We start from the raw sequence: 22,047 nt of genomic DNA, 5'->3' as shown, positions 1-22,047 counted from the left end.
TGATCGATCAGCGCGCTTCGGCGATCGTGGCACTGCCCAGCACCTCGTCCCCCTGCGGGTCCGGGCGGTAGAGCACGAGCGTCTGCCCCGGGGCCACCCCGCGCAGCGGGCTACGAAGGTCGACGACGACGGCGCCGTCACGCACGTGGGCCACCGCATCGGCGGTGCCGCCGTGGGCTCGCACCTGCACCGTGCACTCGAGGGGACCGTCGGGGGTCACCCCCGAGGTGAAGACGGGCCGCTGTCCGCGCAGCTCGTGCACCTCGAGATCGGCGACGTCACCGACGTAGACGGTGCCCGAGTCAGCGTCGATTCCGGTGACGTAGCGCGGTCGGCCGTCGGGCCCGGGACCGGGGATGCCGAGCCCCTTGCGCTGACCGATCGTGAAGCCGTGCACGCCATCGTGTTCGGCCAGTACGGCGCCGGTGGTGTCGACGACGGCTCCCCTGCGCACCCCGATCCGCGCGCCGAGGAACGCCTGGGTGTCCCCGGAGGGGATGAAGCAGATGTCGTGGCTGTCCGCCTTGTCGGCGACCGACAGTCCCCGCCGGGCGGCCTCCTCGCGGATCTGCGCCTTGGGGGTGTCCCCGATCGGGAACACCGCATGCCGCAACTGCTCGGCGGTGAGCACCGCCAGCACATAGGACTGATCCTTGTCGTGATCCACGGCCCGACGCAGCCGACCGTCGGACAGCCGCGCGTAGTGGCCGGAGGCCACTGCATCGAAGCCCAGGGCCAAGGCGCGAGCGGCCAACGCGGAGAACTTGATCCGCTCGTTGCAGCGAACGCACGGGTTGGGAGTCTCACCGCGCGCGTAGGCCTCCACGAAGTCGTCGATGACGTCGGATTTGAAGCGGTCGGCGAAATCCCAGACATAGAACGGGATGTCGAGGACATCGGCGACACGGCGGGCGTCGCCGGCGTCTTCCTTCGAGCAGCATCCGCGCGATCCGGTGCGCAGCGTGCCGGGCGCCGCCGACAACGCCAGGTGCACGCCCGTCACGTCGTGTCCGGCGTCCACCATCCGCGCCGCCGCCACCGAGGAGTCGACGCCGCCGCTCATCGCAACCAGAACCCGCATGACTACGCCCGTCCCGCCGCGCTCGCCAACGCCGCCTGCCGCGCGCGTTCCACCGCCGCGGGGAGGACCGCCAGCACCGCGTCGATGTCGTCGTCGGTGCTGGTGTGCCCCAGCGAGAATCTCAGCGAACCGCGGGCGCTGGCCGGATCGGCCCCCATCGCGGTGAGCACGTGCGACGGTTGGGCCACCCCCGCGGTGCACGCCGACCCTGTGGAGCACTCGATTCCCTTGGCGTCCAACAGCATCAGCAGCGAGTCACCTTCACACCCGCGAAAAGTGAAGTGGGTGTTGCCGGGCAACCGGCCGGCACCCGACGGGCCGTTGAGTTCCACGTCGTCGATGCTCGCGAGAACCTGGGCGATCATGCGGTCCCGAAGGGCACGCACCCGGGCGGCCGTGGCGTCCATGGTCTCGACGGCGTCGCGCGCCGCAGCGGCCATACCCGTCACCCCGGCGACGTCCTGCGTGCCCGAGCGCACATCACGTTCCTGGCCACCGCCGTGGAGCTGCGGTACGCACGCGGTGTCCCGCCGTAGCAGGAGCGCGCCCACGCCGGTGGGGCCGCCGAACTTATGCGCGGTGACACTCATCGCCGACAAGCCCGACGCGGCGAAGTCGACCGGGATCTGACCGACCGCCTGCACAGCGTCGCTGTGCATCGGGACACCGGCAGCCGCACACACGGCGGCCAGCTCGGCGATCGGCATGATCGTGCCGACTTCGTTGTTGGCCCACATCACGGTCACCAGGGCGACATCGCCCGCGTCGCCGATCGCGGTACGCAGGGCCTCGGCAGTGACCACTCCGTGCCGGTCGACCGGCACCCAGGTCACCTCGGCGCCTTCGTGGTCGACCAGCCATTCGACGGCGTCGAGGACCGCGTGGTGCTCGACGGGGGTCGTGACGATCCGGCGGCGCGCGGGGTCGGCGTCGCGGCGGGCCCAATAGATGCCCTTGACGGCGAGGTTGTCACTTTCGGTTCCGCCGGCGGTGAAGATCACCTCCGAGGGGCGCGCGCCCAGCAGGCCGGCCAGGGTCTCGCGCGACTCCTCCAGCCGGCGCCGCGCCAGCCGGCCCGATCCGTGCAGTGACGACGCATTCCCGACCGAGGTCAACGCAGAGGTCATCGCCTCGATGGCAGCCGGGCGCATCGGGGTCGTGGCAGCGTGGTCGAGATACACCGCGGGCGCAGTCACAACGCTCCACAATAGCCGTGACGGCGCCTGCGGCCGTATTCGAGCGCTCAGGCCGCCAGCGCGTGACCCTCGCCACGGGATCTGATCGCCGTAGCGCTGGTCCCCCGCACGGCGGCCTCGCATCGCGCGGCCAGGTCGCGGCGATCGTCGCCTGGCAGCTGCAGCGATTCGACGCGCACGTGCACGACGGTGCGTTGCGCGGTGACGAGTCGGCGGATCGACGTGAGAAGGCTGTCATCGCCGATGTAGGCCGCTGCGGTCGACGCCCGGCCGTCGCGGTGGTGATAGCTCAGCCGCAGCGGTTGCACAGGCCGGCCGGCGTCGATCGCGGCCTGGAACATCGCCGGGCGGAACGGCCCGTAGCCCAGGCCGCACCACGTCGTACCTTCGGGGAACGCCACCACGGTGCGGCCGGCGCGCAACCGCTCGGCGACTGCGGCCACCACCTCCGGCAACCGACGCAGGTTGTCGCGTTCGATCGGGATGACCTTCATCAACCGGGCCAGCGCACCGAGGCCGGGCCAACCGACCATCTCCGCCTTGGCGACGAAGGCGCCCGGCATGACAGCGCCGATCGCGAAGATGTCGACCCACGAGACGTGCCCGCTGACGACCAGCACGCCGGGCACGTTGCGAATCGGGCCACCGGACACCGTGATCCGGATTCCCAGGCAGCGCAGCACGATTCGGCAGTATCTGCGCTGCAGATGTGATCGGCCGGGCAGCGGCACCGCCAGCAGCGGCAGCGTCGGCAGCAGCACGACGGTCAGCGCCGACCGCAGCGCGACGCGGATGACGGTCGCGGCGCGCCGGCTCGGCGTCGACGTGCCCGCGGAGATGCACGCGGGGCCGCACGATGCGGCGGGCAACCAGGCGTGCGGACGGGCGCTCACGATGCGGCCACCGTCGAGGTCGCCGCGCCCGCCGAGCGCAGTCTCGTCAGATACCGGATGTCGGCGTCGCGCTTATCGAGCAGTGCCGGGAAGTCGCCGACGCCGAAGTCCGGGTCGTGGGCGGGTTCGCCGCAGACCTGCGCGCCCAGCCGGAGGTAGCCGCGCATCAGAGGCGGTACGGACACCCGGGCTGGCGGGGCGATGTCGTCCAGGGGCCGGCCGTCGACCACCACCGGTCGGTACGGGCGGACGGTGAGATCGTGCGGTGCGCGGTGGCGGCGCATGACGAAGTCACGGACGCCGCGCAGGTGGGCGCCGGGGCGTTCGACGCCGGCCGGATCAGCGACCGGCACCGACACGCACCCGGTCACGTAGTCGTAGCCGCTGTGATCGAGGTAGGCCAGGATGCCTGACCACATCATCAGGACGACGGCGCCGTTGCGGTGCCCGTCGCGCACCACGGCCCGGCCCATCTCGACCAGCGACGGTCGCAACGCATCGAGGGCCGAGACGTCGAATTCGGTGGCGGTGTACAGGCCGCGGGCGGCGATCGCACCCGGCGGAGGCAGCATGCGGTAGCAGCCGACCAGCTCGCCGGTGCGGTCCTCTCGGACCAGTAAGTGGTCGCAGTACTCGTCGAATCGGTCGGCATCCCGGCCACTCACGCCGCCATCGGCGAGGCTGAACCCCGGCTCGGAGGTGAACACGTCGTGGCGCAGCCGCTGAGCCGCCTCGATCGAGGCGTCGTCACGGCACAGCAGAAGCGAGTAGTGGGGCACTGAGCCGGGCACAGAGCCGGCCGGCGCGTCGGTGTCCTGGGTGTCCTGGGTGGAGATGAGTACAGAAGCAGTGCTCATGGTCTGCACGCTCGCGCAGGCGATCGGCGCGACGGCAAGCGGTGCGTGACGTGTTCGTGAGCGGTGGGTGACGGTTCGGGTGCGCACCGGTCGACGTTCGAGGCTCGGGACAGCGAACGGCCCCCGTCCGCGCAGACGGGGGCCGTTCGGTGTGCCTGGGGGCGATCAGCCCTTGCGAGCCTTGATGGCCTCGGTCAGCTGCGGGGTGACCTTGAACAGGTCACCGACGATGCCGAGATCGGCGATCTCGAAGATCGGCGCCTCTTCGTCCTTGTTCACCGCGACGATCGTCTTGGACGTCTGCATGCCGGCGCGGTGCTGGATGGCACCGGAGATGCCGAGTGCGATGTAGAGCTGGGGGGACACGGTCTTGCCGGTCTGGCCCACCTGGAACTGGCCCGGGTAGTAGCCGCTGTCGACGGCCGCACGGGACGCACCGACGGCGCCACCGAGGGAGTCGGCGAGCTCCTCGACGACCTTGAAGTTCTCCTCGCTACCGACACCGCGACCGCCGGAGACGACGACGGTCGCCTCGGTCAGCTCGGGACGGTCGCCCTGGACGGCCGGCTCGCGCTTGGTGATCTTGGTCGCATTCTCTGCGGGTGCGGGCACCTCGACGGAAACGACCTCGCCGGCGCCGTCAGACGGCGCCGCCTCGATCGAGCCCGGACGCACGGTGATCACCGGGGTGTCGCCGACGGCCTCTGCCTCGACGGTGTAGGCCCCACCGAAGATCGAGTGGATGCCGACGCCGCCTTCGCGGACCTCGACGACATCGCTGAGGATGCCCGCGCCGATGCGTGCGGCGAGCCGTCCGGCGATCTCCTTGCCGTCGGCGCTGGAGGCCAGGATGACCGCCGCAGGCGATGCGGACTCCGCCAGCGATGCGAGCACGTCGACGTAGGGGGTGATCAGGTAGTTCTCGGCGTCGTCCGATTCGGCGACGTAGATCTTCGCGGCGCCGGCTGCCTTGAGTCCGTCGACGAGCCCGTCAGCGGTGCCGGGCTTGCCCACCACGACCGCGGCGGGGTCACCCAGCGTGCGGGCGGCGGTGATCAGTTCGGAGGTGACCTTCTTCAGCGCACCTTCAGCGTGCTCCACGAGCACCAGTACTTCAGCCATGAGATTCGTTGCCTCTGAGTCTTTCGAAGATGGAAGGGGGAGTTTTTCGGGTTCGGCCGGGGGTCTGCTAGACGATCTTCTGCGCGACCAGGTACTCGGCGATCTTGGTGCCGCCCTCGCCCTCGTCAGTGACCTTCTCGCCCGCGGTCTTGGGCGGCTTCGGCGTCGACGTCAGCACCTTCGACCCGGCGTTGGCGACACCGACCTCGTCGGCTTCCACGCCGATCTCGGCGAGCGTCAGCTTCGTCACTTCCTTCTTCTTGGCGGCCATGATGCCCTTGAAGGACGGGAAGCGGGGCTCGTTGATCTTCTCGTTGACGCTCACCACGGCGGGCAGGCTCGCCTCGAGGGTGAACACACCGTCGTCGGTCTCGCGCTCGCCGGTGACCTTGCCACCCTCGACGGTGAGCTTGCGCACGTGCGTCAGCTGAGGCAGGCCCAGGTACTCGGCGATGATGGCCGGTACGGCCCCACCGGTTCCGTCGGTGGCCTCGTTACCGGCGATGACCAGCTCGGTGCCTTCGATGGTGCCCAGGGCGCGGGCCAGTGCCCACCCGGTCTGCACCATGTCCGAGCCGTGCAGGCCCTCGTCGACGAGGTGCACGGCCTTGTCGGCACCCATGGACAGCGCCTTGCGGATCGCCTCGGTGGCGCGCTCGGGGCCGGCGGTGAGCACCGTCACCGTGCTGTCGCCACCCTCGCGCTCCTTGATGAGCAGCGCTTCCTCGACGGCACGCTCGTTGATCTCGTCGAGCACGGCGTCGGCGGCTTCGCGGTCGAGGGTCCAGTCACCCTCGGACAGCTTGCGCTCGGACCATGTGTCGGGAACCTGCTTGATCAGAACCACGATGTTCGTCATGAGTTCGTCCTTCTCGAAAGGGGCCGGTGACCGGCCCGCCTTATCACGTTTGGAGCTCTCACCCCCATGTTACCAGTGGGTAACTTAAGGCGGTTCGCAAAAACACCATAGCTGGTCGAAGTACGTCGTCTCGCCCGCCCGGGTGCGACGAACTATTCGTCATCGCTCGGTTACGGGTTAGCCTGCCTTCCGATGAGCACACACGTGACCACCTCCGAGGCGGGTGAGCAGCCCATCGATGCGAACACGGACGCAAGCACGGGGGCGCCGATGGCGCTGACCGGCGAGCGAACGGTGCCCGACATCGCCGAGGAGAACTACTGGTTCCGCCGCCATGAGATCGTCTACCGCGATCTGGTCGCCCGACTGGCCGACCGCTTCTCTGACGCTGACGTCCTGGAGGCCGGGTGCGGTGAGGGGTACGGCGCCGACCTGATCGCCGGCGTCGCACGCCGCGTGATCGGTCTGGACTACGACGAGTACGCCGTCGCCCATGTGCGTTCCCGCTACCCCCGCGTCGACATGCGCCACGGCAACCTCGCCGAACTGCCACTACCCGACGAGTCGGTGGACATCGTGGTCAACTTCCAGGTCATCGAGCACCTCTGGGACCAGGGCCAGTTCGTCGCCGAGTGCCGACGGGTGCTGCGGCCGGGCGGCCTGCTGCTCATGTCGACGCCCAACCGGATCACCTTCACCCCCGGCAGCGACACCCCGGTCAACCCGTTCCACACCCGCGAGCTCAACGCCGCCGAACTGACCGAACTGCTGACCGACGCGGGCCTGCGGGTCGACGGTCTCTACGGCGTCCATCACGGCGCCCGCCTGCGTGAGCTCGACGCGCGGCACGGCGGATCGATCATCGACGCGCAGATCGCCCGTGCACTGTCCGATGCGCCGTGGCCGGCCGATCTGCTCGCCGACATCGCCTCGATCACGATCGAAGACTTCGACATCGAGCGCGACACCGACCGCCCCATCGACGAGAGCCTCGACCTGGTCGCGATCGCGGTACGGCCGTGACATCGGCGCACCCGAGCTCCGCGCCGGTGCCGGGACTGTTCACCTTCGTCCTGCACACCCACCTGCCGTGGCTGGCCCACCACGGCCGATGGCCGGTGGGCGAGGAATGGCTCTACCAGTCATGGTCGGCGGCCTACCTGCCGCTGGTCCGCGTGCTGCGCACGCTAGCCGCCGAGAACCGGCAGCATCTGCTCACCCTCGGCGTGACGCCCGTGGTGGCCGCCCAGCTCGACGATCCGTACTGCCTGCAGGGCATGCACCACTGGGTGGCGAACTGGCGGCTGCGCGCCCGTGAAGCGGCGACGATCCGCACCCCGACCGGTCCGTCTCCGGCCTCTGCACCAGAAGCGTTGCGCCGCTTCGGCTCCCGCGAGCTGGCCGAGGCCGACCGGGAGCTCGCGGAGTTCGAGACGCTGTGGCGCCACGGCGGCAGCCCGGTCTTGCGCGAGCTGATCGACGGTGACGTCATCGAGCTGCTGGGCGGTCCGCTGGCCCACCCGTTCCAGCCTCTGCTCACCCCGCGGCTGCGCGAGTTCGCGTTGCGTGAGGGCCTCGCCGATGCCGGCCAACGGTTCGCCCATCAGCCCGCGGGCATCTGGGCGCCGGAATGCGCATACGCCCCGGGCATGGAAAACGACTACGCCGCAGCCGGAGTCGGCCACTTCATGGTCGACGGACCGTCGCTGCACGGCGACACCGCCCTCGGCCGACCGGTCGCCGGCTCCCCGGTCGTGGCATTCGGCCGCGACCTGACTGTGAGTTACCGCGTGTGGTCGCCGCGCTCGGGGTATCCCGGCCACGCCGCCTACCGCGACTTCCACACCTACGACCACGCGACCGGGCTCAAACCCGCCCGCGTCACCGGACGCAACGTGCCGTCGGATGAGAAGGCGCCCTACGATCCCGAACGCGCGGCGGCCGCTGTCGACGCGCACGTCGCCGACTTCGTCGCGACCGTGCGGGAGCGCCTCATCAGCGAGCGCGCACGCATCGGAAGGCCCGCCCACGTCATCGCGGCGTTCGACACCGAACTGTTCGGACACTGGTGGTACGAGGGTCCGCAGTGGCTCGCGCAGGTCCTGCGCGCGCTGCCCGAGGCCGGCGTCCAGGTCGGCACCCTGGCCGACGCGCTGGCCGCCGGTTACGTCGGCCAAGCGGTCGAATTGCCGCCCAGCTCATGGGGATCCGGCAAGGACTGGCAGGTGTGGTCGGGAGACCAGGTGGCCGACCTCGTGCGGCTCAACACCGAGGTCGTCGACACCGCGCTCAGCACGGTCGACAAGGCGCTGGCACATTCGGCAGGCTCGCGGAGTCTGGTCGCCGACCAGATCCTGCGGGAAACCCTGCTCACGGTGTCCAGCGATTGGCCCTTCATGGTCAGCAAGGACTCGGCTGCAGACTACGCCCGCTACCGCGCGCACCTGCACGCCCACGCGACCCGCGAGATCTCCGACGCACTCGCCTCGGGCCGCACCGAGCACGCCGAACGTCTGGCTGCCGGCTGGAACCGCGCCGACGGTCTGTTCGGTGCGTTGGACGCACGCCGACTCCCGAGCCCGTGACGATGAAAATCCTTCTGGTGTCGTGGGAGTACCCGCCGGTGGTGATCGGCGGGCTCGGCCGCCACGTCCACCACCTGGCCACCGAACTCGTCGCCGCCGGTCACGACGTCGTCGTCCTTTGTCGCAGACCGACCGGCACCGACCCCGACACCCATCCGACCACCGACGAGATCAGCGACGGCGTCCGCGTGATCGCCGCCGCGGAGGACCCGCACGAATTCGCCTTCGGCACCGACATGATGGCCTGGACCCTGGCGATGGGCCATGCGATGGTGCGCGCCGGCCTCACCCTCGGCGGCTGGCGACCCGACGTGGTGCACGCCCATGACTGGCTGGTCGCCCACCCCGCCGTCGCGCTGGCGCAATTCTTCGACGTGCCACTGGTGTCCACCATCCACGCCACCGAGGCGGGCCGGCATTCCGGCTGGGTCAGCGGTGCGGTCAGCCGCCAGGTGCACGCCCTGGAGTCCTGGCTGGTGCGCGAATCCGATTCTCTGATCACGTGTTCGGCGTCGATGCGGGACGAGATCACCGCACTGTTCGGCCCCGGCCTGTCCGAGATCGCGGTGATCCGCAACGGAATCGACACCGCCGGTTGGCCTTTCGCCACCCGGCAACCGCGAAACGGCCCCGCTGAGCTGCTCTACTTCGGCCGGCTCGAGTACGAGAAGGGCGTGCACGACGCGATCGCCGCCCTCCCCCGCATCCGGCGCACCCATCCCGGCACCACGCTGACGATCGCCGGCGACGGCACGCAACTGGAGTTCCTGATCGAGCAGGCCCGCCGGTACCGCGTGCTCAAGGCCGTCGAGTTCGTCGGCCTCGTCGACCACGAACAGCTCCTCGGGCTCCTGCACCGCGCCGACGTCGCGGTACTGCCGTCTCGTTACGAACCGTTCGGCATCGTCGCGCTGGAGGCCGCCGCGGCCGGCGCACCCCTGGTGGTGTCTGACGCGGGAGGTCTCGGGGAGGCGGTCGGCCACGGCACCACCGGTCACACGTTCCCGCCGGGCGACGTGGCCGCGCTGGCGGCCGCCGTGCGCACCGTGCTCGACGCCCCGGACGCCGCCCAGCGGGCCGCGACGGCCGCGCGTGAGCGCCTCACCTCCGACTTCGCCTGGGCGACCGTCGCCGCCGAGACCGCGCAGGTGTACCTCGGCGCCAAGAGGGGCGAACGCCGCCCCCAACCGCGCCGACCGATCGCCGAATTGGCGCTGCCCGAGCGGCACCGCGAGGTCTAGCGGGAAGCCTTTTTCCGCTCGATGTCGGCCAGCGCCGCCGCGAGTTCGGCACGCTGGGCAGCTGAGGTCTCCCAGGACGTCTTGCGGTTCTTGACCACCTTGGCGGGAGCTCCCACCGCGATCGAGAAGTCCGGAATGTCGCCGCGGACCACCGCGTGCGATCCGAGCACGCAGCCGCGCCCGATCGTGGTGTTGCGCAGCACGCTGACCTTCACCCCGACCCAGGTGTCCGGGCCGATGCGCACCGGGCCCTTGATGATGCCCTGGTCCTTGATCGGCAACTCGATGTTGTCCATTCGGTGGTCGAAATCGCAGATGTAGCACCAGTCGGCCATCAGCACCGAATCGCCGAGCTCGATGTCGAGGTAGGTGTTGATCACGTTGTCGCGGCCGAGCACGACCTTGTCACCGATCCGCAGCGAACCCTCATGGCAGCGGATCGTGTTCTTGTCGCCGATGTGCACCCACCGGCCGATCTCCATCTGCGAGAGCTCGGGGGTGGCCTGGATCTCGACGTCCTTGCCGAGGAACACCATGCCGCGGGTGATGATGTGCGGGTTGGCGAGCTTGAACTTCAGCAGTCGCCAGTACCGGACCAGGTACCACGGCGTGTAGGCCTTGTTGGCGAGCACCCACTTCAGCGAGGCCACCGTGAGGAAGTTCGCCTGGCGTGGATCCCGCAGCCGCGATCCACGCCAGCGCTTGTGCAGCGGCGCGCCCCACATCGTCGTCATGGCCGGAAAGCCTACGCGAGCGCAGAGTCCCAACCCCGGGTCGCTGCGCTCCTGCCCGCCGGAAGAGACAGAGCGGTTACCCTCCTGGGGGCGCTCGGTCCACCGCAACCAGGCCCAACGCAACCACCCGCGACCAGAAGGGAACCCGTGCTCCGGCGAATCATCGTGCTGGCCAGCGCCGTGCTCGTCGCTGCCGGATGCGGGAACACCGATTCCTGGGTCGAGGCCCGCGCCGCTTCCGGCTGGGCCGCCCAGTACGCCGACGCCGCCAACCGGAGTTCCGTCGGACGAGCCGGCGCCGACACGCTGCGGCTGGAATGGGTGCGCTCGGTCAAAGGCGAGCTCGCCGCCCAGGTCGCGCTGGGCTCGAGCAACTACCTCGCCGTGAACGGCCAGACCGCCGGTGGTTGCTCGCTGATGGTGTGGGAGGCCAACAACCGGGCGCGGCAGCGGTGGTGCACCCGCCTCTGGCAGGGTGGCGGGCTGTCCAGCCCCTTGTTCGATGGCTTCGACAACCTCTACGTCGGCCAGCCGGGCGCCGTGCTGGCCTTCCCGCCGACGCAGTGGATTCGCTGGAGGCAGCCGGTGATCGGCATGCCGACCACGATGCGGTTCCTCGATCCCGGTCGTCTGCTGGTGATCACCCACCTCGGCCAGGTGCTGGTGTTCGACGCGCACCGGGGCACCGTGGTCGGTACGTCCCTGGACCTGGTGGCGGGTCTCGATCCGCGCGACTCGGAGCGGGGCCTGCAAGACTGCCGGCTCGGTGGACCCGAGTGCCCCGTGGCTGCCGCGCCGGCGTACTCCGAATCTTCCGGGGTCATCGTGCTGACGCTGTGGCAACCCGGCGCCGAGGCGCCCGAACTGGTCGGGTTGCGCTACCGCCCCGGGCAGACCCCGCTGATCACCCAGGAGTGGAGCAGCGATGCCGTCGGCCGCGGCCCGCTGGGTAGCCCGGTCTTGTCCCCCGACGGGAACACCGTCTACGTCAACGGCCGCGACGAGCGGCTGTGGGCGATCAATGCCGAGGACGGCTCGGTGAAGTGGTCGCAGCCGCTGGACTACCTGGCGCAGACCCCGCCCTCGGTGACGCCCGAGGGGCTCATCCTCGCCGGCGGCGGGCCGGGCGCGAAGTTGACCGCGATCCGCGACACCGGTGACGGGCCGGAGCGGCTGTGGCGCCGCGACGACACGGCCCCGCTGACCACGAGCAGCGTCGCGGGCGTCGGGTACACCGTCACCCCTGACGGCGACGGCATGGCTCTGACCGTGTTCGATCTGGGAGACGGGCACACCGTGCACTCGTACCGATTGCCGAACGCGACGGGCTGGCCGGTCGGCGTGTCAGTGGGTCACGACCGCCGGGTGGTGACCGCGACCAGCGATGGACGCGTCTATGGTTTCGCGCCGGCCTGAGCGGTAGTCGCCGACAGCGCGTCAGACCATCATCGCGGCGATCGCCGAGCGTGGCACCGTGGCCTGCAGTGCGCCGCCGGCGCCGGCCATGATCTCGCCCTGGCCGAAGAAGAAGGTGATCGTGTCGTCCGTCAGGGCGAACTCCGAGTACTTGGCCGGGTCGAGGCCGTCGGACGGGGTGATCGGTGAATCGACGCCCAGCTGGCGGGAGATCTCGGACTGCACGATCGGGAAGATGACGTCCAGGGGCCGGGTGTCGGGTTTGAACAGCGACGCGAAGGTGATCGGCGCCTTCTTGGCGACGTCCCAGTTGAACGACTTGTACCAGGTCTGCGGATGGGCGCCGCCGACGTTCTCGTAGACCTCGAACACGACGCTGCGGGTGCCGCCGTCGTCGGGACCGCTGCGATACCCGGTGCCCTTGCCGTCGAGAACGTACGGCAGGTTCCACGAGCCCGGCATCTCGGCGACGTTGACGAAGCCGTCCCGGGTCTGGGTCAGGTAGCCGATGAGGGCCTGCTGGTCGGGATAGTCGGCCGGGAACGTGAAGTCGACGGTGTAGGTGGGGTTGTCCATGTGCACGGTGCACACCTGCTGAGCATCGACCGTGCCGCCCAGATCGGCGCACGCCGGTTCGGCGGCGGCGGCCGGGATCGCGACCGAGCCGGCGAACACACCGGCGGCCAGAAGGGCGGCGGCGATCACGCGCATCGTCAACAGCATCCTCATCGTCGGCGCCGCAGTCGCTCGGGGCGCGGGGGTGGACATCACGGTGGAACCAGTGGTGGACTCACCGCCAGGGTACGTGAGCGTTCACCGTGACGGACGGCATATGAATGCCGTTGCCCTGCTTGCGGCTCCGGAACCGAGGCGGGTGATGACGACCGACGCCCGCTCCGCGCCGCGCAGCCGCATGCGTTTGCGCAGCGCGTCGGGATCGACGTCGACACCGCGGATCAGGAACTCGACCGCACCCACCGCGCGTGCCGAAAGCGCCTGGCGCAGGTGGCGTTCGCTATAAGCGAGCTGGTCGAGCACCTCGAACCCGCGCACCCCGTCGGGCAGTTCGTCCCCTGACAGGTAGGCGATGTCGGGGTCGATCTGCCACAGCCCGTGCCGCGCCGCGTAGTGACGGACCAGGCCGGCACGCACCACCGCCCCGTCGGGGTCGACGAGCCAGCGACCGGCCGGCGCGACACCGCAGTCGTCGGGATCGGTGTCGACGACCTGCTCTCCGGTGTCGAGGATCGTCGCCCGCCGGCGCACCCGGCCGCTCGTCAGGCCCGGGGACCACAGGCACGCCTCCCGCACGCTGGCGGCCAGCGAGGTCACCTCGATCTCCCCGGCGAAACCCATTTCCTCGACGACGTCGAAATCGATTCCGGGAGCGCACTTCACCGCGTAGTCGCGGGGTGCGAGAGTGGTGAGTAGATCGTCGAGGGGAGGTTGGTAGGCGCGTGGGTCGAAGCGGCGCGCCGATCCGGTACGCCGCGCCGGGTCGGCGAGGATCACCGTGTCCCTGCTCACGGGGTGCAGCACGTCGGCACGGCAGAGCGGCACCTGCGCGCCGACGTTGTGCCGGGCCATCGCCAGCCGCACCGGATCGAGATCACTGCCCATCACCGATGCCGCCGAATCCGCAAGGGCCACAAGCTCGGAACCGATCGAGCAGGTGGCGTCGTGTACGACCGCGCCGGCGAGTCGCCGCGCGCGATGGGCGGCGACCGGCGCCGCGGTGGCCTGCTGCAGCGCCTCGTCGGTGAACAACCACTGCGCCGCCCCGTCGAACTTCGCTGCGGCTCTGCGCCGCAGCCGAACGGTCTCCACCAGGACCGCGGCGCGTTCGCCGAATTGCCTTCGCGCACTTGCCACATCGGCGACCAGGGTGGCGGCGGTCAGGTCCAGCAGGTCGACCTCGGCGAGCGCCTGCCGGCCGGATTCGGTGCGCAGGAAGCGCACATCGTCGAGTCCGAAAGCTACGACGATGCGCCGCCCGGCTTGACCCCCGTGATCATGACGTTGTAGAACCAGCCCTTCGGCACGACCCGGCGCCACACGTTCGAGTCGACCCACGACAGTGTCGTCCAGCTGGAGAACGCGAACTTGGCCCAGCCCCACCCAAGACGCCCCGGCGGGACCGCCGCCTCGAACGTCCGGACGGGCCAGCCGAGCATCGCGGCGGTGAATTCCTCACTGGCCGTGCGCACGTCGACGGCGCCGGCGCTCGTCGCCATGCGCTCGAGATCACTCGGATCGAAGGTGTGCAGATCGACGACGGCCTCCAGGGCTGCGGCCCGTGAGGACTCGTCGAGCTCGGCCTGCGGGCGCCGCCAGTCCGAGAGCATCGGCAGCTTGGTGACGTTGGTGGCGATCCGCCAGGTCAACGTCGACAGTTCGCGGGCGTAACGGTTGCCCACCGTGGTCGGCTCGCCGGCGAACACGAAGCGGCCGCCGGGCTTGAGCACGCGCACGACCTCACGCAGGGACAGCTCGACGTCGGGGATGTGGTGCAGCACCGCGTGCCCGACCACCAGGTCGAAAGTGTCGTCCGGATACGGGATGCCCTCGGCGTCGGCGACGCGGCCGTCGATGTCCAGTCCGAGCGACTGGCCGTTGCGGGTGGCCACCTTCACCATGCCCGGGGACAGGTCGGTCACCGAGCCGCGCCGGGCGACCCCGGCCTGGATCAGGTTGAGAAGGAAGAACCCCGTGCCGCAGCCCAGCTCCAGCGCGCGATCGTAGGGCAGCTGCCGTTGGACGTCCTCGGGCACCGCGGCGTCGAAGCGGCCCCGGGCGTAGTCGACGCAGCGCTGGTCGTAGGAGATCGACCACTTCTCGTCGTAGGTTTCGGCCTCCCAGTCGTGGTAGAGCACCTGGGCGAGTTTGGTGTCGTGCATGGCGGCGTCGACCTGCTCTTTGGTCGCGTGGGGCATCGGAGCCGGGTCGGCGACATCTGCCTTGCGAGCCGGGTCGGCGACATCTGCCTTGCGAGCCGGGTCGGCGATATCGGAAGTCGTCATGCAGGGCAGCCTAACGCTCTGCGGCGGAGGCCGGTCACGGCCGGTCGAAGGCGGCCTTCGCCGAGGCCAGCACGTCCGGGGGGTAGTCCAGGAAGCGGCGCGCCCTTGCCAGGGCGGCGTCGTACACGCCGTCCGGCGACACCAATTCGTCCACAAGACCGAGCTCGAGCGCTTCCCGCGCGTCCACGAAACGCCCGGTGAACACCAGGTCGCGGGCCTTGCTAGGGCCGACCGCGGCGGTCAGGCGGGCCGCTCCGCCGCCAGCGGGAACCATTCCCGCGAGGATCTCCGTCGCTCCGAACTTCGCGTTGTCGCCGCTGACACGCCAATCGGCGGCCAGCGCGAGGGTCAGCCCCGCTCCGAGGGCGTAGCCGGTGACGGCGGCGATCGTCGGCCGCGGAATCGCGGCGAGCGCCTCGACCGCCGTCTCACAGAGTCGCGCCGCCGCCGCGGCTTCCTCGCCGTTCAGGGTCTCCAGCTCGGTCATGTCCTCGCCGGCGGAGAAGATCTCGTGGCCGCCGAACACGATGATCGCCGCGAGATCGGACCGCTCCCCCAGCTCGCCGGCGGCGTCGACGATCTCCCGGTACACCTGGCGGGTCAGGGCGTTGGTGGGCGGACGCGAGAGCAGCAGCGTCGCGATCCGGGGCTCGTGCTCGCCGGTGTGGAGGCTGACGAACTCTCTCACGGCTGCGGAGCGGCGTCGGTGTGACCCTGCGGGGCGCGGCGGTTGCGGGCGGCGTTGTAGCGGTCGCTGTTGAAGAACTCGATCTCCCAGTTTCCGCCCGGCTTCGCCGCCAGCGTCGGCTCGATCGCAGTGATCTGCCGCTCGACGGCCAGCACCTCGGCCACGGTGTGGCCGGCCAGCGCATCGAGCTGCGTCCACGTCGGCGGGAGCAGGAAGCTGCGCCCCTCGGCGAAATCGTCCAGCGCAGCCTCCGGAGTCACCCAGTCCGCCTTGTCGGTTTCGGTGTTGTCGCCGTCGGCGCGCTGCCCCTGAGGAAGAGCGCCGACGAAGAAGAACGTGTCGTAGCGGCGGGTGCGTTCTTCCTTCGGCGTGACCCAGTTCGCCCACGGCCGCAACAGATCTGAGCGCAGGACGAGCTTCTCGGCGCGCAGGAACTCGCCGAACGACAGCTGCTTGCTCTCCAGAGCGGCACGCTGTTCGCGATACACCGAGGCGTCGTCGACGAGCAGGTCGGGGTCGTCGGCCGAACCCGCGAACAGCACCCCGCATTCTTCGAACGTCTCCCGCGCGGCAGCGCACACCAGCGCCTCGGCGAGCTCGCTGTCGACGCCGAACCGCTGCGCCCACCAGCTCGGCTGCGGTCCGTGCCAGGCGATGTCGGCGTTGCGATCGCGGTCGTCGACCCCGCCGCCGGGAAACACCATGACCCCGGCGACGAACTCCATCGCCGCGTGCCTGCGCATCAGGAAGATCTTGATGCCTTCCGGGGTGTCCCGCACCAGCATCACGGTGGCCGCGGGGCGCGGGACCAAGGGATCGTCGGACGTCATGAGCGCCTCCTGTGCGCGGCCCGGCTGCGCGTGCGACGCGCGAAGTAGCGGCCGTCGATCAGGTCCAGCGCGATCGACTGACCGAAGGCGGCGGACAGATTGTCTGCGGTCAGGACGTCGGTCAGCAGGCCGGCGTCGACGACCTCACCCTCGGACAGGATCAGGCAGTGCGAGAAGCCGGGTGGGATCTCTTCGACGTGGTGGGTGACCAGCACCATCGCGGGCGCGTCCGGGTCCAGTGCGAGATCGCTGAGCCGGGCCACGAGTTCCTCGCGGCCGCCGAGGTCCAGTCCGGCGGCGGGCTCGTCGAGCAGCAGCAGCTCAGGGTCGGTCATCAGGGCGCGGGCGATGAGCACACGTTTGCGCTCACCCTCGGACAGGGTGCCGTACGTGCGGTCGGCGAGGTGCTCGCCTCCGACGCTTTCGAGCATGTCGAGCGCCTGGGCGTAGTCGACGTCGTCGTATTTCTCGCGCCACCGGCCGAGCACGGCGTAACCCGCCGACACGACGAGGTCGCGCACCACCTCGTCATCGGGCACCCGCTGGGCCAGCGATGCGCTGCTCAGCCCGATCCGGGCCCGCAGCTCCGACATGTCCACGCGCCCGAGTCGTTCACCGAGGATGTGGGCGGTGCCTGACGACGGGTGTTCCATCGCCGCGGCGATACGCAGCAGCGAGGTCTTCCCGGCCCCGTTCGGGCCGACGATCACCCATCGTTCGTCGAGTTCCACCGACCAGGTGACGGGGCCTACGAGCACCCGCCCGTTGCGTCGCAACGTGACCTTCGTGAAGTCGATGAGCAGGTCTTGATCGGCTGCTGGTTCTTCATCACCGGGGTCGGCAGGCACCCGCTCATCGTAGTCAGCCCGCGCCGCAGCCCTCGCGCGCCTCGGCGAGTGGGTCCGCGTTCGCGAGCGGACCCGCATCGGCGGCGGTGACCGGTCGTCGCACCTGCGCCCATCCGCTGGCGGCGAGGAGCCGCTGCGGGGTGAGGCGGACGAACAGTTGCACCAGCGGCCCGATTCCGAACGCGTAGGCCAGAGTCCCGACGCCCACGGTGCCGCCGAGGAGCCAGCCGAGCGCCAGCACGGTGACCTCGATCGTGGTGCGGACCAGGCGCACCGAGCGACCGGTTGCGCCCACCAGTCCGGTCATCAGCCCGTCCCGCGGACCGGGGCCCAGCCCGGCCCCGATGTAGAGCACCGTGCTCACCGCGTTGAAGACCACCGCCCCCACCATCAACGCGATGCGCGCCGGGAGGGACTGCGGCGCCGTGATGAGCGACAGTGCGACGTCGACGCTCACGGCGATGACGACGACGTTGGCGACGGTGCCGATGCCGGGCCGGTTGCGCAGCGGGATCCAGGCCAGCAGCACGACCACTCCGACCACCGCCGACGCTGTGCCGATCGTCATTCCGGTGCGCAGCGCAAGCCCCTGATGGAAGACGTCCCAGGGATCCAGTCCCAGGCCGGCGCGCACCATCATCGCCATGGACGTGCCGTAGCCGATGAGTCCGAGAAGCAGCACAGCGCCTCGGGCGGCTCCCCTACCGACTGTGGACGTCACGAGTGGTCGGGGAAGTGCATGCGGATCGCGTCCAGCTCGGTGCGCATCCGGCGGGCGTCGGAGTCGCGCTCGTCGAGCGTCCCGCCGATCGATGGCAGGTAGTACAGATCCGCCAGCCGGAGGGCCAGTCGAGATATCCAGTGAGTCATGACGCCATTTTCTGGTCTGACTGGCTTGCTCATCAATAGCCAGTTGGGCGATACTGGCCTCAATGACTGCTTCCATGACAGCGAGATCCCTCGATGTGGACCTCCTATGCCGCGAACTGGGCAACTGGCGCACGTCCAGTCGGACCGGCCCTGCCTACCACGGCCTGTCCGACGCCATCCGCTTGCTGATCGTGGACGGCCAGATCCCGATCGGGGCTCGGTTGCCCAGCGAGCGCGCACTGGCCGAGGCGCTGCACGTGTCCCGGACCACGGTGACCGCCGCGTACAGCCAACTCCGCGAAGACGGTTACCTCAATGCCCGGCAGGGGGCGCGCAGCACGACAGCACTGCCTCTGGCGCCGACGGCGCCCTCGCTGACCATTCCGACCGCCAATCTCGCCGCCGCGACGCTGGCGGCCCCCGCCGCGGTGGTGTCGCAGGCCTACTCCGATGCGGCCGATCTGATCACGCCCTATCTGCGCGACATCGGCATCGAACTGCGGGGCGTGCCGGAATTACGCGAGGCAATCGCTGAAAGATATTGCGCCAGAGGGCTTCCCACCGATCCGGACGAGATCATGGTGACCACCGGCGCGCTGCACGCGATCGGGCTGATCCTGGCCACCTACACCCAGCCCGACGATCGGGTACTCGTCGAACAGCCCACCTACCACGGCGGACTCGCGGCGATGGCCACCCGCGGTGTCCGGCCGGTGCCCGTCGCGATGACCTCCACCGGTTGGGAACTCGACGCCGTGGACGCGGCCATCCGGCAGCTGGTGCCGAGCCTGGCCTACCTGATCCCCGACAACCACAATCCGACCGGATTGACACTGCCTCCGGCGGGGCGGCGCCGTCTCGCGCAGATCATCGCCGATACACGTACCCGCACGATCATCGACGAGACCATCACCGACATGTGGCTCGACGAGCAGGTGCCTCCACCGTTCGCCGCGTCGATGACCACAGGCAGGGATCTGGTGCTGACGGTGGGCTCGATGTCGAAGTCATTCTGGGGTGGGCTGCGAATCGGCTGGATCCGCGCCGAGCGCACCACCTTGGCCACGGTCGCGGCGCTGCGCCCCGCGATCGACATGGGCACCCCGGTCTTCGAACAGCTGGCTGCAGCAAGGCTTTTGGCCGCTGAGAGCGAGGTACTGCCGGAACGACGAGAGATCTTGCGGGCCCGGCGCGCGCTGCTGCTCGACCTGCTGGGCGAGCATCTGCCGGATTGGCGACCTGCGCCCGGGACAGGTGGGATGTCGGTATGGGTGCGGTTACCCGCGCCGATGAGTTCGGCATTGTCGGCGGCCGCGTCGCGGATGGGCTTGGAGATCCCGCCCGGCCCCCGCTTCGGTGTGGACGGCACACTCGAGCGGTTTATCCGCGTGCCCTACACGTTGCCCGACGATCAACTGGTCGAATCGATCACGCTGCTGGCGCGGGCCTGGCGCACGGTGACCGGATCGGCCCCGACCGAACCGGCCGCCGTCATCGTCTGAGCAGCCCCGTCGTGTGAGCAGCCCGGTGGCCTGACTCAGTCCGGGATGTCGACGCGGCGCACCATACCGTCGAGAGCATCCGCGGCCTCGATCTCGCCGCGGGTGATGCCGAGGATGAACAGCACGGTGTCGAGATACGGGTGGCTCAGCGAGGCGTCGGCCACCTCGCGCAGCGCGGGTTTGGCGTTGAAAGCCACGCCGAGACCGGCGGCGGTCAGCATGTCGATGTCGTTGGCGCCGTCCCCCGACCGCGACGGTCTGCTCCATCGGCACACCGAACTGAGCTGCGAAGTCCCGCAACGCCTTCGCCTTACCCGGACGGTCGACCACCGTGCCGGTCACGCGACCGGTCAGCACACCGTCGACGATCTCGAGGTGGTTGGCGGCCACGAAATCGAGCATCAGGTCTTCGGCGAGCGGTTCGATGACCTGCCGGAAACCGCCGGAGACGACACCGCAGTGGTAGCCGAGCCGGCGCAGCGTCCGCAGCGTGGTGCGGGCACCCGGGGTGAGCTCGATCTGGTTGGCCACGTCGTCGACGACGGCGGCGGGCAGCCCGGCCAGCGTCGCAACCCGTTCGCGCAGTGACTCCTCGAAGTCGAGTTCTCCGCGCATCGCGGCCTCGGTGATCTGGGCGACCTTGGCCTCGACGCCGGCCCGCGCGGCAAGCATTTCGATCACCTCGCCCTGGATGAGCGTGGAATCGACGTCGAAGACGATCAGCCGTTTGGCCCGGCGCGACAGGCTGTAGTCCTCGACCGCGATGTCGACGGCCTGCTCGGCACTGACTTTGGCGAGGACGGTCTGCAGTTTTCGATATGCGCCGGCGGGCACCGACACCCGCATCTCCAGACCGGTGACCGGATAGTCGGAGACACCGCGGATGGTGTCGATGTTGACGCCCAGCGCAGCGGCCCTCGCGCGCCACCACGCCGAAAGCCCCTGCGGTGATGGGTCGGCCCAGCACGACGATGGTGTGGGTGGAGGGCTGACGCAGGACAGGCAGACCGTCGCTGCCCTCGATGGTCACGTCGAGCCCGACGTCCCAGATGGCCTTCTGCACCTCATCGCGCAGCGTGATACCGCCGGCCGCGTCGGCCGGTCCCGCCACCAGGACGGCGAGCGTGAGACGACCGCGGACGACCACCTGCTCGACGTTAAGCAGCTCCACGTCGTGGGCGGAGAGCACCTCGAACAGCGCCGACGTGACACCGGGCTTGTCTCGGCCGGTGACGGTGATGAGCACCGACACCTTCGGCGTGCTCACCCCCCGCACCGTCCGAGCGGGCGGAAGTCAGCTGCGAACTTCGACGTCGTCGATCCGCGTCACATCACCGTCTCCGGGTCCGTGCGCGCGCCCGACGTGGGCCTCACGCCGCATGCGCTCCACCATGTGCGGGGTAGTGCAGCTCGAACGCGGGCCGCTCGGACCGGATTCGGGGCAGCTCGGTGAAGTTGTGCCGCGGCGGCGGGCAGCTGGTGGCCCACTCCAGGGAGTTGCCGTAGCCCCAGGGGTCGTCGACCATCACCGGCTCGCCGTAGCGCCAGCTCTTGAAGATGTTCCACAGGAACGGCAGCGTCGACAGGCCCAGGATGAACGCACCGATCGTCGACACGATGTTCAGCGTGGTGAACCCGTCGCTCGGCAGGTAGTCGGCGTACCGGCGGGGCATGCCCTCGTCACCGAGCCAGTGCTGAACCAGGAACGTCGTGTGGAAGCCGATGAACGTCAGCCAGAAGTGCACCTTGCCCAGCCGCTCGTCGAGCAGGCGGCCCGTCATCTTCGGGAACCAGAAGTAGATGCCGGCGTAGGTCGCGAACACGATCGTGCCGAACAGCACGTAGTGGAAGTGCGCGATCACGAAGTAGCTGTCGGTGACGTGGAAGTCCAGCGGCGGGCTGGCCAGCAGCACACCCGACAGACCGCCGAGCAGGAACGTGACGATGAACCCGACCGAGAACAGCATCGGTGTCTCGAAGGTCAACTGCCCCTTCCACATCGTGCCGATCCAGTTGAAGAACTTGATGCCGGTGGGCACCGCGATCAGGAACGTCATGAACGAGAAGAACGGGAGCAGCACGGCACCGGTGGCGTACATGTGGTGCGCCCACACCGCCACCGAGAGCGCGGCGATGCCGAGCGTGGCGTAGATCAGCGTGGTGTAGCCGAAGATCGGCTTCCGCGAGAACACGGGGAAGATCTCACTGACGATGCCGAAGAACGGCAGCGCGATGATGTACACCTCGGGGTGGCCGAAGAACCAGAACAAGTGTTGCCAGAGCAGCACGCCGCCGTTGGCCGGGT

The 22,047-nt window shown here is 69.6% G+C and carries 20 protein-coding genes and 2 pseudogenes; 5 read left to right on the top strand and 17 right to left on the bottom strand.

What is annotated here, in order from left to right; all coding sequences use genetic code 11:
* Positions 1–7: 7 nt before the first annotated feature.
* The 6 genes from mnmA to PGN37_RS24120 all read right to left on the bottom strand — a co-directional run bounded on the left by mnmA (position 8) and on the right by PGN37_RS24120 (position 6,008).
* Positions 8–1,081 (bottom strand): tRNA 2-thiouridine(34) synthase MnmA, encoded by a 1,074-nt coding sequence (mnmA, locus tag PGN37_RS24145; RefSeq protein WP_335333512.1) that lies wholly within the window; start codon positions 1,079–1,081, stop codon positions 8–10.
* A gap of 2 nt (positions 1,082–1,083) precedes the next feature.
* Complete coding sequence (locus PGN37_RS24140; protein ID WP_335333511.1) at positions 1,084–2,277, bottom strand: cysteine desulfurase family protein; 1,194 nt, start codon at positions 2,275–2,277, stop codon at positions 1,084–1,086.
* A gap of 47 nt (positions 2,278–2,324) precedes the next feature.
* Positions 2,325–3,170 carry a lysophospholipid acyltransferase family protein gene (locus PGN37_RS24135; RefSeq protein WP_335333510.1) on the bottom strand — a complete coding sequence of 282 codons (846 nt, stop codon included), beginning with the start codon at positions 3,168–3,170 and terminating at the stop codon, positions 2,325–2,327.
* Positions 3,167–4,027, bottom strand: coding sequence for a GNAT family N-acetyltransferase (locus PGN37_RS24130; protein ID WP_335333509.1), 861 nt, complete (start codon positions 4,025–4,027; stop codon positions 3,167–3,169). Before PGN37_RS24130 ends, PGN37_RS24135 begins: the two co-directional genes overlap by 4 nt.
* Before the next feature lie 165 nt (positions 4,028–4,192).
* Positions 4,193–5,149 (bottom strand): electron transfer flavoprotein subunit alpha/FixB family protein, encoded by a 957-nt coding sequence (locus PGN37_RS24125; protein ID WP_335333508.1) that lies wholly within the window; start codon positions 5,147–5,149, stop codon positions 4,193–4,195.
* 67 nt (positions 5,150–5,216) lie between these two features.
* Entirely contained in the window at positions 5,217–6,008 is a 792-nt protein-coding gene (locus tag PGN37_RS24120; protein WP_335333507.1) for an electron transfer flavoprotein subunit beta/FixA family protein, read from the bottom strand.
* 192 nt (positions 6,009–6,200) lie between these two features.
* On the opposite strand from PGN37_RS24120, the gene PGN37_RS24115 reads away from it, so the two are divergent.
* Genes PGN37_RS24115 through PGN37_RS24105 form a run of 3 tightly spaced genes read left to right on the top strand, consistent with a single transcriptional unit; the run spans position 6,201 to position 9,834 of the window.
* Positions 6,201–7,031, top strand: a complete 831-nt coding sequence (locus tag PGN37_RS24115; protein WP_335333506.1) for a class I SAM-dependent methyltransferase — start codon at positions 6,201–6,203, stop codon at positions 7,029–7,031.
* Positions 7,028–8,593 (top strand): glycoside hydrolase family 57 protein, encoded by a 1,566-nt coding sequence (locus PGN37_RS24110; RefSeq protein WP_335333505.1) that lies wholly within the window; start codon positions 7,028–7,030, stop codon positions 8,591–8,593. Before PGN37_RS24115 ends, PGN37_RS24110 begins: the two co-directional genes overlap by 4 nt.
* 2 nt (positions 8,594–8,595) lie before the next feature.
* Positions 8,596–9,834, top strand: coding sequence for a glycosyltransferase family 4 protein (locus PGN37_RS24105; protein ID WP_335333535.1), 1,239 nt, complete (start codon positions 8,596–8,598; stop codon positions 9,832–9,834).
* On the opposite strand, the gene PGN37_RS24100 is transcribed toward PGN37_RS24105, so the two are convergent.
* Positions 9,831–10,568, bottom strand: coding sequence for an acyltransferase (locus PGN37_RS24100; protein ID WP_335333504.1), 738 nt, complete (start codon positions 10,566–10,568; stop codon positions 9,831–9,833). The genes PGN37_RS24105 and PGN37_RS24100 overlap by 4 nt on opposite strands.
* Before the next feature lie 147 nt (positions 10,569–10,715).
* On the opposite strand from PGN37_RS24100, the gene PGN37_RS24095 reads away from it, so the two are divergent.
* Positions 10,716–11,984: a PQQ-binding-like beta-propeller repeat protein gene (locus PGN37_RS24095; protein ID WP_335333503.1), complete on the top strand. Its 1,269-nt coding sequence runs from the start codon at positions 10,716–10,718 to the stop codon at positions 11,982–11,984.
* Between the two features lie 21 nt (positions 11,985–12,005).
* On the opposite strand, the gene PGN37_RS24090 is transcribed toward PGN37_RS24095, so the two are convergent.
* From PGN37_RS24090 to PGN37_RS24055, 8 genes are all read right to left on the bottom strand, one after another.
* Positions 12,006–12,695: an esterase gene (locus PGN37_RS24090; protein WP_335333534.1), complete on the bottom strand. Its 690-nt coding sequence runs from the start codon at positions 12,693–12,695 to the stop codon at positions 12,006–12,008.
* A gap of 102 nt (positions 12,696–12,797) precedes the next feature.
* Positions 12,798–14,015 (bottom strand): THUMP-like domain-containing protein, encoded by a 1,218-nt coding sequence (locus tag PGN37_RS24085; protein ID WP_442933008.1) that lies wholly within the window; start codon positions 14,013–14,015, stop codon positions 12,798–12,800.
* Positions 13,961–14,917, bottom strand: coding sequence for a class I SAM-dependent methyltransferase (locus PGN37_RS24080; protein WP_335333533.1), 957 nt, complete (start codon positions 14,915–14,917; stop codon positions 13,961–13,963). Before PGN37_RS24080 ends, PGN37_RS24085 begins: the two co-directional genes overlap by 55 nt.
* Before the next feature lie 121 nt (positions 14,918–15,038).
* Positions 15,039–15,692, bottom strand: a complete 654-nt coding sequence (locus tag PGN37_RS24075; RefSeq protein ID WP_335333501.1) for an enoyl-CoA hydratase — start codon at positions 15,690–15,692, stop codon at positions 15,039–15,041.
* Positions 15,689–16,522 carry an NUDIX hydrolase gene (locus tag PGN37_RS24070; protein ID WP_335333500.1) on the bottom strand — a complete coding sequence of 278 codons (834 nt, stop codon included), beginning with the start codon at positions 16,520–16,522 and terminating at the stop codon, positions 15,689–15,691. The genes PGN37_RS24075 and PGN37_RS24070 overlap by 4 nt, the downstream gene beginning before the upstream one ends.
* Positions 16,519–17,448: an ABC transporter ATP-binding protein gene (locus tag PGN37_RS24065; RefSeq protein ID WP_442933006.1), complete on the bottom strand. Its 930-nt coding sequence runs from the start codon at positions 17,446–17,448 to the stop codon at positions 16,519–16,521. Before PGN37_RS24065 ends, PGN37_RS24070 begins: the two co-directional genes overlap by 4 nt.
* Complete coding sequence (gene yczE, locus PGN37_RS24060; protein WP_442933005.1) at positions 17,384–18,091, bottom strand: membrane protein YczE; 708 nt, start codon at positions 18,089–18,091, stop codon at positions 17,384–17,386. The genes PGN37_RS24065 and yczE overlap by 65 nt, the downstream gene beginning before the upstream one ends.
* On the bottom strand, positions 18,088–18,240 hold the full coding sequence (locus tag PGN37_RS24055; RefSeq protein WP_335333498.1) for a hypothetical protein: 153 nt from the start codon (positions 18,238–18,240) through the stop codon (positions 18,088–18,090). Before PGN37_RS24055 ends, yczE begins: the two co-directional genes overlap by 4 nt.
* A 62-nt stretch (positions 18,241–18,302) precedes the next feature.
* Between PGN37_RS24055 and yczR the strand changes: the two genes are divergently transcribed.
* Positions 18,303–19,742 (top strand): MocR-like transcription factor YczR, encoded by a 1,440-nt coding sequence (gene yczR / locus PGN37_RS24050; protein ID WP_335333497.1) that lies wholly within the window; start codon positions 18,303–18,305, stop codon positions 19,740–19,742.
* Between the two features lie 35 nt (positions 19,743–19,777).
* Here yczR and serB read toward each other — a convergent pair.
* Together serB and PGN37_RS24040 are read right to left on the bottom strand one after the other, a co-directional pair.
* Positions 19,778–21,009 (bottom strand): annotated as a pseudogene (gene serB / locus PGN37_RS24045) (phosphoserine phosphatase SerB).
* A gap of 27 nt (positions 21,010–21,036) precedes the next feature.
* Positions 21,037–22,047: pseudogene (locus tag PGN37_RS24040) on the bottom strand (cytochrome c oxidase subunit I); the annotation flags it as partial.

Source organism: Mycobacterium kyogaense, assembly GCF_036946525.1.
Taxonomy (GTDB): domain Bacteria; phylum Actinomycetota; class Actinomycetes; order Mycobacteriales; family Mycobacteriaceae; genus Mycobacterium; species Mycobacterium kyogaense_A.
Note: the sequence above shows the minus strand (reverse complement) of the source record. Positions and strands in the feature narration are given on the sequence as shown.